General features: G+C 73.5%; 12 protein-coding genes and 1 pseudogene. 8 read left to right on the top strand and 5 right to left on the bottom strand.

The genetic code is table 11. The features are described from left to right. Window positions 1-83 precede the first annotated feature (83 nt). The gene (locus tag WBK31_RS14800) at window positions 84-530 is read left to right on the top strand and encodes a MarR family winged helix-turn-helix transcriptional regulator (protein WP_364050807.1); all 447 of its coding nucleotides are present in this window, start codon (window positions 84-86) and stop codon (window positions 528-530) included. Between the two features lie 18 nt (window positions 531-548). On the opposite strand, the gene WBK31_RS14795 is transcribed toward WBK31_RS14800, so the two are convergent. Continuing rightward, window positions 549-1,166, bottom strand: a complete 618-nt coding sequence (locus WBK31_RS14795) for a maleylpyruvate isomerase family mycothiol-dependent enzyme (RefSeq protein ID WP_406675044.1) — start codon at window positions 1,164-1,166, stop codon at window positions 549-551. Window positions 1,167-1,223: 57 nt separating this feature from the next. Here WBK31_RS14795 and WBK31_RS14790 point away from each other — a divergent pair, with 57 nt between their 5' ends. Then, the gene (locus tag WBK31_RS14790) at window positions 1,224-1,856 is read left to right on the top strand and encodes a TetR/AcrR family transcriptional regulator (protein ID WP_378789100.1); all 633 of its coding nucleotides are present in this window, start codon (window positions 1,224-1,226) and stop codon (window positions 1,854-1,856) included. 57 nt (window positions 1,857-1,913) lie between these two features. Here the strand turns inward: WBK31_RS14790 and WBK31_RS14785 are convergent, their stop codons facing one another. Next, window positions 1,914-3,062, bottom strand: coding sequence for an MATE family efflux transporter (locus tag WBK31_RS14785; RefSeq protein WP_406675043.1), 1,149 nt, complete (start codon window positions 3,060-3,062; stop codon window positions 1,914-1,916). 402 nt (window positions 3,063-3,464) lie between these two features. Beyond that, window positions 3,465-4,361 (bottom strand): NAD(P)-binding domain-containing protein, encoded by an 897-nt coding sequence (locus WBK31_RS14780; protein WP_364050795.1) that lies wholly within the window; start codon window positions 4,359-4,361, stop codon window positions 3,465-3,467. 93 nt (window positions 4,362-4,454) lie between these two features. On the opposite strand from WBK31_RS14780, the gene WBK31_RS14775 reads away from it, so the two are divergent. Continuing rightward, complete coding sequence (locus tag WBK31_RS14775) at window positions 4,455-4,820, top strand: MerR family transcriptional regulator (protein ID WP_364050792.1); 366 nt, start codon at window positions 4,455-4,457, stop codon at window positions 4,818-4,820. Here the strand turns inward: WBK31_RS14775 and WBK31_RS14770 are convergent. Beyond that, window positions 4,817-5,323: an AAA family ATPase gene (locus WBK31_RS14770; RefSeq protein ID WP_364050789.1), complete on the bottom strand. Its 507-nt coding sequence runs from the start codon at window positions 5,321-5,323 to the stop codon at window positions 4,817-4,819. The genes WBK31_RS14775 and WBK31_RS14770 overlap by 4 nt on opposite strands. A 429-nt stretch (window positions 5,324-5,752) precedes the next feature. Between WBK31_RS14770 and WBK31_RS14765 the strand changes: the two genes are divergently transcribed. Further along, window positions 5,753-6,505: a beta-phosphoglucomutase family hydrolase gene (locus WBK31_RS14765; RefSeq protein ID WP_406675042.1), complete on the top strand. Its 753-nt coding sequence runs from the start codon at window positions 5,753-5,755 to the stop codon at window positions 6,503-6,505. Further along, the gene (locus WBK31_RS14760; RefSeq protein WP_406675041.1) at window positions 6,502-8,850 is read left to right on the top strand and encodes a glycoside hydrolase family 65 protein; all 2,349 of its coding nucleotides are present in this window, start codon (window positions 6,502-6,504) and stop codon (window positions 8,848-8,850) included. Before WBK31_RS14765 ends, WBK31_RS14760 begins: the two co-directional genes overlap by 4 nt. A gap of 50 nt (window positions 8,851-8,900) precedes the next feature. On the opposite strand, the gene WBK31_RS14755 is transcribed toward WBK31_RS14760, so the two are convergent. After that, on the bottom strand, window positions 8,901-10,214 hold the full coding sequence (locus WBK31_RS14755) for an NB-ARC domain-containing protein (protein ID WP_406675040.1): 1,314 nt from the start codon (window positions 10,212-10,214) through the stop codon (window positions 8,901-8,903). 168 nt (window positions 10,215-10,382) lie between these two features. On the opposite strand from WBK31_RS14755, the pseudogene WBK31_RS14750 reads away from it, so the two are divergent. From WBK31_RS14750 to WBK31_RS14740, 3 genes and pseudogenes are all read left to right on the top strand, one after another. Further along, window positions 10,383-11,590, top strand: a pseudogene (locus tag WBK31_RS14750) (ATP-binding protein); the annotation flags it as partial. Between the two features lie 375 nt (window positions 11,591-11,965). Then, on the top strand, window positions 11,966-13,945 hold the full coding sequence (locus WBK31_RS14745; protein ID WP_406675497.1) for a WD40 repeat domain-containing protein: 1,980 nt from the start codon (window positions 11,966-11,968) through the stop codon (window positions 13,943-13,945). After that, entirely contained in the window at window positions 13,936-14,628 is a 693-nt protein-coding gene (locus WBK31_RS14740; RefSeq protein ID WP_364050774.1) for a hypothetical protein, read from the top strand. Before WBK31_RS14745 ends, WBK31_RS14740 begins: the two co-directional genes overlap by 10 nt. Window positions 14,629-15,076 lie beyond the last annotated feature (448 nt).

Genomic DNA, 15,076 nt, shown 5'->3' with positions numbered 1-15,076 from the left:
TTTTCGTTGGTTGAGCCAATGTTGGCCTAACCAACGATAGCGCCATTCGTGGGTGGCGCCAACGTTTTTGCTAGATTCGGCCCGTGAACACCCCCGAAGGGCCGCCGCCCGAGCGGCTGCGTACGCTGCCGAGCAGGCTGACCAACGGCGCGGCACTGATCGCCAACCGGATCGTGGACCAGGCGCTCGCCCAGGCGGGCGCGCGCCGCTACCACTACGCCCTGCTCGCCACCGTGGAGGAGTACGGCCCGGCCAGCCAGGCCGCGCTCGGCCGCCGCACCGGCATCGACCGCAGCGACGTGGTGGCCGCCGTCAACGACCTCGCCGCCCAGGGCCTGCTCGAACGCGCACCCGACCCGGACGACCGCCGCCGCAACATCATCACCATCACCCCGGCGGGCCGGAAGCGCCTCGCCGACCTCGACCGGCTGCTCGCCGCCGCCCAGGACGCATACCTCGCCCCGCTCTCCCCCGCCGACCGGCGGACCCTGACCGACCTCCTCACCCGTCTGGTCGAGCACCACGCCTGACCATCGCGTACGCCCGCCTCAGCCGGCGACGTAGCGATCGCTCGCCTCCCCCCGCAGGTGGCCGGGCGGCAGCTTCCTGCCGTACGTGAGCAGGAGCAGGTCCTGCGCCGAGCCGATCAGCGGGACGCCGTCACCGTACGACCAGTCGAGGTCGTCGGCGCACAGCCGCACCCCGTCGAGCTTCGCGCCGAAGAAGCGCAGCGTGAAGGGCCTGACCTGCTCCAACAGGACGCGCACGCGCTCCTCGGGAACGCGGCGGCCGAGCCCGAGCGCGACGGAGATGTCCAGGCCGTGCACCACGTCATGCCCCAGCGCCGCCGCGATCCCGCCGACCGGCGGCCTCCAGGGGTGGCGGGCGTTGTCGCGGATCGCGCCGGCCAGCTCCGCCGTGGACATGGCGGCGGCGTCGAGGCGGGCGCGGCGGTCGGCCATCCTGTTGACGCCGCCTCCTGCCTTGACCAGCTCCCAGGCCATCTTCGGCAGCGAGTACCTGAAGCCCATCGACATGTGCGCCGCGACCTCCCGTACCCGCCAGCCGGTGCACAGGGTCGGCGCGTCCCACTGGGCCGGTGAGAGGTCGTCCAGGAGTTCCGCCAGCTCAGTACGTTCGGCGGCGATGGCGGTGGTGATGTCCACGTGGTCGCTTCTTCCTCATAGGCGTCTTGATAACGAGATTACGGTAATAATGGGATTATGAGAAAAACAAGGGCGGAGACCAAGGACCGCAACCGCCGGGCCCTGCTGGAGGCCGCGCACCGCATCGTCGCCCGCGACGGCCACCGCGCCCGCCTGGACGAGATCGCCGAGCAGGCCGGCCTGACCACCGGCGCCGTCTACTCGCTCTTCGGCAGCAAGAACGACCTGCTCATCGCCCTGGTCACGGACTACCTCGCCCCGCACTACGACGGCATCGAGCAGGCGGTCTCCCCCGAGATGGGCGTGGCCGAGACGGTGGAGGTCTTCGCCCGCCACTACCGCCGCACGTGCGACGACCCCGACGCGCTGCGCCGGCTGTCGTTCGAGATCAGCCTCCAGGACCTGGCGCTGCGCGACCCCGGGCTACGGTCCAAGCTCGCCGCCTCCGTACGGGCGCACGAGGAACGCCTGACCGCGCTGCTGTCCGGCAGGTCCCACGACGGGCACGCCCTCACCCCGGCCCAGGCGCACCGGCTGGCCACCGCCCTGCGCGCGCTGCTGGTCGGCCTGAGCCAGGGCGTCATCCTCGGCCTCGCCGAGAACGCCTCCGCCGACTACTTCGCCGCCGCCGCCCGCGCCCTGGTCACCCCCGCCGTCCTCGGCCCCGCTCAGCCGCCGAGCTCCAGGTGAACGCGCCGCACGCTGAAATGCGCTGCGCCGCGCCGGCGCTCCGCTCCGCTGTCGTGGTCATGGTGAACCAGCGCGGTTCACGCCGTACACCGCCAGCCGCCGTACGTGGCGTACGGCCACGAGCGGCACCGTCACGCCGATCAGGTTGCACCACGCCACCGCGGCGTAGAAGCCGTCCGCGCTGCCCGTGGCGCGTGCCGCCGCCGCGCCGGTCGCGACGATCAGGCCGAAGTAGATCGCGTTGAGCGCGATGGCCAGGAAGCCGCCGCCGGTCTCCTCCATGATGGTCAGCGCGGCGAGCACGGGCCCTTGGACGGCGTACGTGAGCGCCACGGCCCCCAGGTAGGCGCCCGCCTCCACGGCCACCCCCGCGTCACCGCCGATCAGCCGGGCCAGCGGGTCGTGCAGCGACCACACCAGGGCCGCGATCGCCACGTACGTCACGACGGTGGCCTCGATGCCGCCGCGCATCGAGGTACCCAGCCGCCGCCGTTCGCCCGCGCCGCGCTGCTGGTTGATGATGATCGCCGTGGCCGTGCCCAGGGCCATGCCCGGCAGCAGCACGACGTTCTGGATGGTCGCGACGACCGTGAACCCGGCAACGGCGTTCTCCCCGTAGTCTCCGAGTACGCCGATGGCCGCGAGGTTGTACGCGGAGATCACGAGGAAGGACAGCGCGATGGGCACGCCGATCCGGCGCAGGTCGGCGAGCACCTCGCGCCGCCAGACGCGTACGGCCGCCGGATGCCACAGCTCGGTGCGGCGCAGCAGCGCACAGCCCATGGCCAGGCCGGTCACAGCGGCCGCCGCCTCGGCGACGGGCACCGCCGCGATCCCGATGCCGGTGCCGAGCCCGAGCCCGGCCACGAGGCCGACCCGCACGCCCGCCGTGCAGGCGACCAGGACGGTGGCCTGCCGTACGTACCCGTAGCCGCGCAGGCTGGACGCGCACAGCTCCTCCCCGGCGATCAGCAGACCCGCGGCGCTGGTCCAGCGCAGGAAGGAGACGAACGTGTCCCGCAACCCGGCGTCCACGTCAAGCAGACCGGGCAGGGCGGGCGCGGCGACCGCGAGGACGAGGCACAGGGCCGCGCCGAGGCCGAGCCACACTCGGGCCAGGCCGGCCGCGTTCGCCATGACGTCCTGGGGACGTCCGGCCCCTTTGCTGATCGCGGCGGCGACCTGGTTGCTGACCGCGAAGCCCACGCTCAGGGCGAGGACGATGAGGCTGACCGGCTGGTACAGGGAGCGTACGTAGATCGCCTCTCCCCCATGCGCCCGAGAACGGCGATGACGCCGAGCTGGGCGGCGAAGTTCAGCGACCCGGCCACGAACAGGGGACCGGCGAGGCCGGAGATCCTTCGCCGCACCTGCCGTCTCTCGTGGGCGGGCGAGGAGACCATGCGGACCTCCGGGGACGCGGCGGCTCGGGCGGGGACGGACCCGCGGACGATAACGAGATTCCTCGTGGAATGTCCATGCGCGCCGGGCCGCGTCGATGGCCGGCGCGCAATGAGCCGGTGACGTCCCCGTTCGGCCGCACCCCCACCGACCGGGTCGCTCGCGGTCGCGACGGTCAAGCCGGCGACCGCGCTGCTCCTCCGGTCGTCAGGTCCTGCTCAGGAACTCGGCGAGGCGGACCGGGGCGTCGCCGCCGTGTCCGGCCGAGATGGCGGCGTCCACGGTGCCCTTGGCGGTGCGGGTGAGCGTCGCGGAGATCCCGGTCTCCTCCAGGACGTGGACGATGTGGTCGAGGCTCGCGGCCACCGACGTCAGGGAGGCCGAGTCCGCCCCGGAGAAGCGTCCCGCGTCGATGTCGGCGGCGAGTCCGGGCAGCAGCTCGGCGACCAGGCCCGCCATCTGCTGGGCGTGCGGCGCGAGCGCGGTGGCCGGCACGTTCTGCCGGGCCGCGAGCGCGAACGAGTGCATCAGCCCGGCGATCGAGGTCCAGAACAGGTTCAGCAGAGCGACGTCGAAGCTCGCCGCCCTGCCGGGGTCGTCCCCGAGGTGCACGGCCGCGCCGCCCAGCGCCGCCAGCGTGGGCCGGTGGCGCTCGAAGAGGCCGGCGGGGCCGCTGTAGAGGACGCGCGTCGCCTCCGTGCCGATGGCCGCCGCGGGAGTCATGATCGAGCCGTCGAGATAGCGTACGCCCAGGTCGTTCGCCTTGGCGGCCAGCTCGCGCGCGCGTCCTGGCCCGTCCGAGGTGAGGTTCACCAGCGTGGTCGCGGGCAGCGGCCCGCCGGACTCGGCCCGCGCCTGGTCGAGGATGGCCTCCACGGCGTTCGCGTCGATGACGCAGACGATGGCCAGTTCGGCGGCGTCGAGCGCGGCCAGCGGGCCGTCGGCGAGTACCGCGCCGCGGGCGACGAGCTCGCCCGCCTTGCCCGCCGTTCTGTTCCACACGGTGGTCGGGTGGCCGGCGGCGAGGAACGCCCCGGCGATCGCCCGTCCCATCGGCCCCATGCCGAGCACGGACACCGGGGCATGCGAAAGCTGCTGAGTCATGGTGGTGATCCCCCGTCATTCGTTGACGCCGAAGTTCGCCGTTACGCTAAACGTTCACGTTGGCGTGAAGGTCAAGCTGGGAGGCGGCGGCAGGTGCGGATCAGTGCTCTGGCCCGGCGTACGGGGGTGAGCGCCCGTGCGCTGCGCTACTACGAGGAGAAGGGGCTGCTGGTCCCCGAACGTACGTCCGCCGGCTACCGCGTCTACACCGAAGAGCACGTCGAGACCGTGCGCCGCATCCGGATCCTGCTCGCGGCGGGGCTCAACAGCGACATGGTCCGCGAGATCCTGCCCTGCATGGTGGCCGACGGCGAGTTCCTGGCGCCCGGCTGTGAGGACCTCATCGCCGAGTTCGAACGCGAGCTACAGCGCATCGACACGCAGATCGCCGAGCTGCACGACGTACGGTCGGCGCTGACCGGCATCATCACCGCAGGAAAGGCACTCGCGAGCCGTTAGCAGGCCGTATCACCACGACGCGCCGTCTCGCGGGGTGGGTCGTCGAAGAGCGCGAGCTCGTCATCGCCGGGAGCCTGGAAGATCTTGGCGTACCTCTCCATCGCCTCGCGGCTGATCGGCGCCGTCCCCGGCACTCGCTCCCGGTTCCGGGCATCGACGCGCCGCCACAGCTCCTCGAACGGCGCGGTGAGGTAACGCAACTCGGTGCGAACGCCGAGGGCGCGCCCCACCGCCAGCATCTCGTCGCGCTCGGCCCGCGTCCAGAACCCGGACTCCAGCACCACACTCTGTCCGAGCCGCAGCAGATCCTGGGTGTGGACGGTGAACCGCCGCTCCAGCCGGGCCCGCGTGGGCTCGTCGAACAGGTCGATGCCGAGGTCCGCCAGCCACTCGTCCGGGGACAGCCGCACGGCGGGGATCTCGCGCGCCAGCCGCTTGGCCAGCGTCGTCTTGCCCGAGCCGGGCAACCCGCACAGCAGGATCATCCTGGGCTCGCCATCCATGGGGCACCTCCGGCCTGAACGTCACCCTGAAAATCCTCCCGCAACCGCGCCCCGGCCGGAAAGGTCACTGACGGCCGGACGGCGGCCACCCGCTTGCCGACCCTGATGACCGGCGCGCTCTCGGCCTGCCGCACTCCGGTTCGGCCAGGAGCCGGTCGAGGTGGACGGTGATGGCGTGGGCGTCGGTCCCGGCCGGCGCCATCAGACGGTGCCTTCCAGGTCACCGCGCATCCGTACACCCGTGCGCAGGACGCCCGAGAGCGCAACGCCTCGTCGCCGAGGCCGATGCCGTAGGCGTTGGGCGACGTGGCCACCACGTGCTGGTAGGCCGGCATCGGAAAAACGATGCGGCAAACCCTCCCGGCCTCAGCAGCCCTCGGGCGGGATATTCGCAGGTCGGGCGGGTAGATGCCGGGGCCGGAGGAGCGCATGCTGGGGTTGCCTGAGGGAATTCGCGGTTGCCTGTTCGACATGGACGGCGTGCTGACGCGCACGGCCACCGTCCACGCCGCCGCGTGGAAATCGATGTTCGACGAGTTCCTCCGCGCGTGGGCCGCCAAGACGGGCACGCCGTTCGTGCCGTTCGACAAGGTCGCCGACTACGACCGCTACGTGGACGGCAAGAAACGCGCGGACGGGGCGCGGAGCTTCCTGCGGTCGCGCGGCATCGACCTGCCCGAGGGCACGCCCGGCGACCCGCCGGGCGCGATGACCGTGCAGGGGCTGAGCAACCGCAAGAACGAGCTCGTCCAGGCCGTCATCGAGCGGGACGGCGTGCAGGTGTTCCCCGGCTCGGTCCGGTACGTGGACGAGGTCAGGCGGGCCGGGCTGCGCACGGCGGTGGTGTCGTCGAGCGCCAACACCGCGCAGGTGCTGGCGGCGGCGGGGATCGCCGACAGGTTCATGGCGAGGATCGACGGCGTCGTGGCGAAAGAGCGGCGGCTGGCGGGCAAGCCGGCGCCCGACATGTACGTGGCGGCGGCCGAGGCGCTGGGGCTGAAGGCGGCCGAGTCCGCGGTGTTCGAGGACGCGCTGGCGGGGGTGGCGGCGGGCCGCGCGGGAGGGTTCGGGTTCGTGGTCGGTGTCGACCGCGCCGGCCAGGCGGACGCGCTGCGCGCCGACGGCGCCGACGTCGTCGTAGGCGACCTGCGAGAGCTGCTGACGCACGAGGACGCGCGATGATCCGGCATCCGGCGTTCACGATCGAGCCGTGGGCCCTGCGGGAGCGGCGGCTGGACCTGGGCGTGCTGGCCCAGACCGAGTCGGTGTTCGCCCTGTCCAACGGGCACATCGGGCTGCGCGGCAACCTCGACGAGGGCGAGCCGCACGCCGAGCCGGGCACGTACCTCAACGGGTTCTATGAGCTGCGCCCGCTGCCGTACGCGGAGGCCGGCTACGGCTACCCGGAGTCCGGCCAGACGGTCGTCAACGTCACCAACGGCAAGGTGATCCGGCTGCTGGTCGAGGACGAGCCGTTCGACCTGCGCTACGGCACGCTCCACGAGCACGAGCGGGTGCTCGACCTGCGGGCGGGCACGCTCACCCGCAACGTGCACTGGAGCTCACCGACCGGCACGCCGGTGCGCATCCGATCGACGCGGCTGGTGTCGTTCACCCATCGCGCGGTCGCCGCCATCCGGTACGAGGTGCAGGCCGTCGACCGCCCGATCCGCGTCGTCGTCCAGTCGGAGCTGGTCGCCAACGAGATGGGCACGCCGGCCTCCGGCGACCCGCGAGCCGCCGCGCCGCTGCGCTCCCCGCTGATCGGTGAGGAGAACGTCACCAGCGACGACGGCCTGGCGATCATGGTGCACCGCACCCGCGACAGCGGCCTGCGCCTGGCGGCAGGCATGTGGCACGAGATCGACGGTCCGGACGAGACGCTGGCCGAGGGGCGGGGCGGCGACGACGTCAGCCGGATGACCGTGGCCACGCGCCTGTCGCCCGGCCAGACGCTGCGGGTGGTGAAGCTCTTCTCGTACGGCTGGTCGCGCCGCCGCTCGCGGCCCGCCCTGCACGACCAGGTGGCCGCGGCTTTGGCGGCGGCCCGGCTGACCGGCTGGGACGGGCTCTGCGCCGACCAGCGGCGTTTCCTCGACGCCTTCTGGGACGGCGCGGACGTGGAGGTGGAGGGCGACGACGAGGTGCAGCAGGCGGTCCGGTTCGGCATGTTCCACCTGCTGCAGTCATCGGCGCGGCTGGAGAAGCGGCCGATCCCGGCCAAGGGCCTGACCGGCTCCGGGTACGACGGCCACACGTTCTGGGACACCGAGATCTTCGTCATGCCGGTGCTCACCTACACCTATCCCCGCGCCGTCGCGGACGCGCTGTGCTGGCGGTACGCCACGCTGCCCCTGGCCAGGGAGCGGGCACGGCAGCTCGGACTGCGCGGCGCCGCCTTCCCCTGGCGGACCATCCACGGCGAGGAGTGCTCCGGCTACTGGCCGGCCGGGACCGCCGCCTTCCACGTCAACGCCGACATCGCGCACGCGGTCACCCAGTACGTGGACGCCCGTCAGGACGAGGAGTTCGACCGGGACACCGGCCTGCCGCTGCTGGTCGAGACCGCCCGGCTGTGGTGCTCGCTCGGCCACCACGACACGACCGGGCGCTATCGCATCGACGGCGTGACCGGTCCGGACGAGTACACCGCGGTCGCCGACAACAACCTCTACACGAACCTGCTGACCCAGCAGAACCTCCGCGAGGCCGCCGCCGCGGCCGAGCGTCACCCGGAGCGGGCGGCCGAGCTCGGAGTCACCCAGGAGGAGATCCGCCGCTGGCGCGCGGGCGCGGAGGCGATGACCGTCCCCTACGACGAGCGGCTCGGCGTGCACCAGCAGAGCGACGACTTCACCCGGCACGCGCCGTGGGACTTCGACGCGACCGGACCCGACAAGTACCCGCTGCTGCTGCACTTCCCCTACTTCGACCTCTACCGCCGGCAGGTGGTCAAGCAGGCGGACGTCGTGCTCGCCATGCACCTGCGCCCCGACGCGTTCACGCCCGAGCAGAAGGCCAGGAACTTCGCCTACTACGAGGCGCTGACCGTGCGCGACTCGTCCCTGTCGGCCTGCACGCAGGCGGTCATCGCCGCCGAGGTCGGCCATCTGGAGCTGGCCTACCGCTACCTCGGCGAGGCCGCCCTGATGGACCTCGACGACCTGGAGAAGAACACGGTGGACGGCGTGCACATGGCCTCGCTCGCGGGGGCGTGGATCGCGCTGGTGTCGGGGTTCGGCGGGATGCGCGCGGTCGGCGGGCGGCTGCGCTTCTCGCCGTGCCTGCCCTCCCGGATCACCCGGCTCGGCTTCCGGCTGCGCTATCGCGGCAGCCGGCTGTCGGTCAGCGCGACGCGGGAGGCGACGACGTACCGGCTGCTGGAAGGCCCACCGCTCACGCTGCTGCACCACGGCGAGGAGGTCGAGCTGGGCGCCGAGGAGGTCACCCGGCCCAACCCGCCGCGCCATGAGCCGGATCAGGAGGTACGCCAGCCGCCCGGCCGCGAGCCCCGCCCCCGCTCCTGAGCGCCACGCCGCCCGGCCGCGAGCCCCGCCCCCGCCGCCTTCTCTGAGCGCTAGGCCACCCGGCTCGAACGCGAGGCGTGGTCCCGTACCAGGTCGTGGAAGCGGTAGCGGCCGGGCGCGGACTCCCGCAGCAGGTGCGCGTCCAGCAGCCGTTCGAGCAGCCGCTCCGCGTGCGGCGCGCTCGTCCCCAGCAGCGCGGCGGCCGTGCGCGAGTCGAGGTTTGCACTGTCGTCGGCGCCGTCGTCGGCGCCGTCGCCGGCGCGCGCCCCCAGCAGCCGGTACGCCCGCCGCAGCTCGGCGGGGAGCCGGTCGTAGGAGCGGTCCAGGGCGGCGGCCACGTCGTGCCCTCCCGCCGCCAGCTCGGCCAGCCGATCACCGGCGAGCCGCTTGAGCAGGTCGCGCACGCTCCATGTAGGCCGCGCCCGCAGCCGCTCGGCGGCGATGCGCACAGCCAGCGGCAGCCACCCGCACCTGGCCGCGACCTCCTCCAGCTCGCCGGGGGACGCGCCCGCCGCCCGTTCATGCCCGGCAACCTCGGCGAACAGCGCGACCGCCGCCGGGGCGGGCAGCACGTCCAGCGACACGGCGCGCGTGTCCCCGAGCCCGCTCAGCCGCCCCCGGCCGGTGACGATCACCCGGCAGCCGGGACCGGCGGGCAGCAGCGGCTTGACCTGATCCTCTCCTGCGGCGTCGTCCAGCACGATCAGCACCCTGCGCTCGGACAGCACGCTGCGGTAGAACGCGGCGCGGTCCTCGTCGTGGTCGGGAATCTCCTCGGCGGGCACGCCGAGCGCGCGCACCATGCGGGCCAGGGCCTCGCCCGGCTCGACCGGGGCCGCGCCATGACCGTGCAGGTCCACGTAGAGCTGGCCGTCGGGAAAGCCGGGTGCGAGCCGGTGCGCGGCGTGCACGGCGAGCGCCGTCTTGCCGGTCCCCGCCATGCCGTCGATGGCGACGACCAGCGCCGTCCGCGCGCGGTGCGCGTCCTCGACGACGGCCAGCTCGCGCTCGCGACCGGCCAGCGCCGCGAGCCCCGCGGGCAGTTGCCGGGGCACGATCGGGCGCGCGGCCACCTCGCCGGTCCCGGCGACCGGCAGGCCACGCGCGGCGGCGGCGAGCTGCTCGCGTTCCTCGCCGCCCAGCTCAAGTGCCTGCGCGAGCAGCAGGACGGACCTGCTGCGCGGCTGCCACAGCCCGCCGTTCTCCAGCCTTCGTACGGTCCTGACGTTGAGCCCCGCCTTCTCGGCGAGCTGCTCCTGCGTCAGCAGCGCCCGCTTGCGCCATCCCCGTAGCAGCGTGCCCACCGCGTGCGCGGCGCCGGTTCCCCGCGCGGCGTCGGGCAGAGCGCAGCGTCCCGAAGGCAAACCCGAATGCAAGTTCGTCTCCCGCGATCCCCCATGGAGGGCTCCGGCGCAGCCGCCGGGCCTCTCGATCAACTGGCAGCACGTCCATCAGAACCGCGTTCGCGCCGTTCAGACCATGGATGGGACGACATCGGACGATATTGGAAGCATTAGGACGCAACTCGTTTGATGCCGGTGGCCCCCTTTGTCAGAATGACCGCCATGAGCGAGCGGGGCGGTCATCCCAGCGAGATCTGCCCCTACCAGGGACTCGCCCCGTTCGAGGCGGGCAGCGCCGAGCTGTTCTACGGCCGCACGCGCGCCGTACACGATCTTCTCCACCGTCTCGGACGCCGCGTGGACGGCCGCGGCGCGATCCTGCTCGTCTCCGGCGCTTCGGGCGTCGGAAAGTCGTCGCTGTTACGTGCCGGTCTGCTTCCCGCGGTGGCCAAGGGCGAGCTGCCGCACGCCGGGCAGCGGGAGTGGCGGTGCCTGCTCACCACGCCCACCGCGACGCCGTTCCGCGCGCTCGCCGAGGCGTGGGCCAAGGAGTTCGGCGGTGACGCAGAGGCGCTGGCCGGGCGCCTGCGCGCCGGCCCGCGCGGCCTGCTGCCGGAGGTGGCAGGGCGCCTGCTGCTGGTAGCCGACCAGTTCGAGGAGCTGTTCACGCTGGTGACCGACGAGCGCGAGCGGCAGGCGTACGTCGCCACCCTGCACGCGCTCACGCAGGGCCCGCAGGGCGCGGGCGTGGTCATCGGCGTACGCGCCGACCACTGGGATCGCTGCGCCGCCTACCCGCGCTTCGCCGAGGCCATCCAGGACGGCCAGGTCATCGTGGAGCCGATGGCGGAGGCGGACCTGCGCCTGGCCATCACCGGCCCGGCCGCGGCCGCAGGACTGCGCATCGAGCCGGGGCTGGTGGAGACCATGCTCGCCGAGCTGCGCGCCGGCACCGGCGAGCATCCCGTCGCGGGCGCGCTGCCCCTGCTCTCGCAGGCGCTGCGCAACACCTGGGAACGGCGCACGAACGGCACGCTCACCCTGCGCGGCTACGAAGAGTCCGGCCGGGTCCGCGACTCCGTACGTCGCACGGCCGACGAGGTGCTCGCCCGGCTGCCCCGGAGGACCGCAAGGCCGCGCTGCGCATCTTCCGCCGCCTGACCCTGATCACCGCGGGCGGTCAGGTGGCCCGGCGCAGTGCGCGGCTGGCCGACATCCACGCCGCCGCCTCCGCCCGCACCCCGCAGCGGCGCGCGCAGGTCGAGGCGCTGCTGTCGGCGTTCGCCGACCGGCGGCTGCTCACCCTGCACGAGGACACCGCCGAGATCTCCCACGACGCGCTGCTGACCGCCTGGCCCGCCCTGCGGCAGTGGCTCGAACCCGACCTCGCCGCCCAGGCCGTCTACGACCGGCTTCTGGAGGCGGCCGCCCAATGGGCCGGCAACCACCGCGATCCCGCGTTCCTCTATCGCGGCGCGCGGCTGCTCGCCGTGCAGGACAGCCGGCCCCGCTGGGAGCGCGACCCCGACGGCTTCCCGCCTCCAGGGCCCGTCGTGGAGAGCTTCATCGCCGCCTCCACCAGGCAAGAGCGGCGGGCGAGCCGCCGCCGCAGGCTCGCCGTCACCGGCCTGGCGACGCTGTCGGTGCTCGCCCTCATCGCCGCCGCCACCGCCGTGAACGCCGCCGGCGAGGCCGGCAGGCAGCGCAGGGTGGCGATCTCCCGCCAGCTCGCCGCCCAGAGCGAGGTCACCGGCGATGCCGCGCTGTCGTCGATGCTCGCCGTGGCCGCCTGGACCATCGCACCCACCGACGAGGCGCGCAACCGCCTGCTGTCGGCGGCCACCGGCACGGGGCGGGGCCGGCTCGCCGGGCACACCAGAGGCGTGAGGTCCCTGGCGTTCAGCGCCGACGGCTCCACCGTGGCGACCGGCGGCGAGGACGGCACCGCGCGGCTGTGGGACACCGCCACCCGCAGGCAGCTCGGCGCGCCGATCACCCGCGCGACGTACGAGTGCTCGGGCGTCCAGGTGGCGCTCAGCCCCGACGGCCGCACGCTGGCCACCGCGTGCCAGGGCACCGTCCGCTTCTACGACGCGGCCACCCGCCGCGAGCTGGGCCCCGAGCTGAAGCACGAAAGGGTCGTCTCGGCGCTCGCCTACAGCCCCGACGGCACCGCGGTCGTGACCGGCGACTTCACCGGGGTCGTACGCCAATGGGACGCCGCCACCCACCGTCCGCGCGGCCCCGCCATGGGACACCCCGATCACGGGCCGGAGCTGCGGAACACCGTGCGCCGGGTGGCGTTCGCCCGGGACGGCAAGACCCTGGCCGTCGCGCGGGGCCGGTCCGTACGGCTGTGGGACCCCGCCACCGGGCGCCCGCTGGGCGAGCCGTTCGCCACGCAACGGCATCCCCTCGACGACATCGCGTTCAGCCCGGACGGCAAGACGCTCGCCACGGCGGGTGGCGACGGCGCGATGCTCTGGGACGTGACCTCCGGCCGCCGCACGGGTGTGCTGAAGGACCGCACGGCCGGCTTCTCTTCGATCGCCTTCAGCCCCGACGGCACCCGCATCGCCACCGGCGGCGCCTCGGGCCGTACCGTCCTGTGGGACACGGCCAGCCGCCGGCAGCTGACCGCGCTGCAGGACAACGCGATGAGCGTACGGCGGGTGGCGTTCAGCGCGGACGGCAGGCTGCTCGCCGCGGCCGGCGACGACGGCCTGGTACGCCTCGCCGACCCGCAGGTCCACCTGCAGATCGGCACGCCGACGCCCGCGGGCGGCGCGGTCGCGCTCAGCCCCGACGGCCGCATCCTGGCCACCGGCGGCCCCGGCGACGACCCCGCTGTACGGCTGCACGACGCCGCCACCCAGCGCCCCATCGGCCCCCCGCTGCTCGCGCCCGGCGCCGAGGGCACCGTCAACAAGATCGCGTTCACGCCGGACGGGCGCACGCTCCTCACCTCCGCCACGGACGGCCTGCGCGTCTGGGACGTCGCCGGCCGCCGCGTGCTCGCCCATGACCCCGCGTTCGGCGGGGTGGCCGAGCTGAGCCCCGACGGCAGGTTCGCCGCCGTCCAGCACGAGCAGGCCATCGCGTTCTGGGACGTCGCGAGCCGCCGCGAGATCGGGCCGCGCATCCGCGTACCCGGTCACACCGACGTCATCACCGGCATGGCCATCAGCCCCGACGGCAGGACGCTGGCGAGCGCGGGCCTCGACTCGCGGGTACGGCTCTTCGACGTCGCCACCCGCCGCCCCATCGAAGGCAGCCCGCCCGCCGCGGCCGGAGGGCTGGTCAACGGCCTGGCCTTCAGCCCCGACGGCGGGACGCTCGCGTTCACGGCCTCCGACGACGCCGTGCGGCTGTGGGACGTGCGGCACCGCCGCGTCAAAGGCGTCGCATTGATCCCCGAGGACGCCGCGCCCAACGCGCTCGCGTTCAGCCGCGACGGCGAGGTGCTGGCCACCGGCCTGCGGAACGGTGACGTGCTGCTGTGGGATCTGCGCACGTACCGGCCCATCGGCCACCCGATGACCGGCCACACGGGCGGCGTGATCGCGCTCGATTACGCCGCCGACGGCGCGAAGGTGGCCTCGGTCGCCACCGACGGCACCGCGCGGCTGTGGCACACCGGGATGCCCGCCGACCTCGTGGCCGCCGCCTGCGCCAACGCGGGCCGGGCACTCACCCGCGCCGAATGGGAGACCCTCCTCCCGGAGGAGGAGTTCCGCCCGACGTGTACGTGACGCTCGATCTCACCAGGGGAAGGGCCGGGATGTTCCTGCGAGGGCTGCGGCGGCGGACGGGCAAGCCGGTGCCCGAACTGGTGGAGCTGTTCCGCTCGATCATCGAGGGCGGACGGGACTTCCATCCCATCGCCTCCGACTTCCTGCAGCACTTCATGGACGGCGCGGGCGAGTCGAGGACGATGTCGCTGCGCTGGCTGCGCTCGTTCAAGGTGATCAAGAAGGCCGAGCGCAGGAACCAGCGCCGCTTCGAACGCCAGCTCCTGCGCCGGGCCGCGACCCTGGACGACCACGCCTCCGACTGGCTGCACGACTACTGGGACGCCCGCATCAACGCCTTCATCGGCACCGAGCTGTTCTACGTCAGCAGGATGAGCCTGCTGCGGTCGCAGGGGTCGTTCGTGCTGACCAGGGAAGGGCCGCAGGTGCGGATGTCGGGGACGGTGCGGCACCGCTGGTTCGACCCCTACGACTGGGATCGTGGACGCTGGGTCTACATTCCCCGGCACGGGTTCGTGCCCATCGCGGTGGGCCGGGAGCTGGTGGAGGCCGACGAGGCGCGCAACTTCCTCATGGAGTCGCGGCACGTCCAGACGCTGGAGGGGGTGTGCGTCCCCGGGCGGTGGCCGCGACGCGGGCGGGCGGCGTTCACGTGGGCGCTGGTCAGGACGGAGGAACGGTGAGCGCGGACCGTCCACTTCCGCCCGACCCGTCCCAGGCCGGCTCCGCGGCCGAGTTCGTCGCCGCGCTGGTACTTCTCCGGCAGTGGGCGGGTGAGCCCTCGTTGAGCCGGCTGCGCGCGCTCGGCGGCCGTATCCCCGCCGCCGACGGCGCCCTGGTGGACGCGCTGCCCAAGAGCACCACCTCGCACGTGCTGCGGCAGCGGGATCGGTTGCCGCGGTGGGAGTTCGTACGGGCGTTCGTCACGGCCTGCCTGCGGTCCTGCGATCATCCCGAGGAGCTGATCGCCGAGGAGCTGGAACGGTGGCGCCTCGCCCGCGCCGCCCTCATCCAAGGTGCCGCTCCCCCGCACTCACCGCCTGCGGCCGGTACCGATGCCGCGGCGCCGCCTCCGACCGCCGCGGACCCAGCGGCTCCGGGCGAGGCGCGTCCGGCTGCTGCGGGACGGTC

This window comes from Nonomuraea sp. N2-4H, from assembly GCF_045291505.1.
GTDB classification, from domain to species: Bacteria; Actinomycetota; Actinomycetes; order Streptosporangiales; family Streptosporangiaceae; genus Nonomuraea; species Nonomuraea fastidiosa.
Note: the sequence above shows the minus strand (reverse complement) of the source record. Positions and strands in the feature narration are given on the sequence as shown.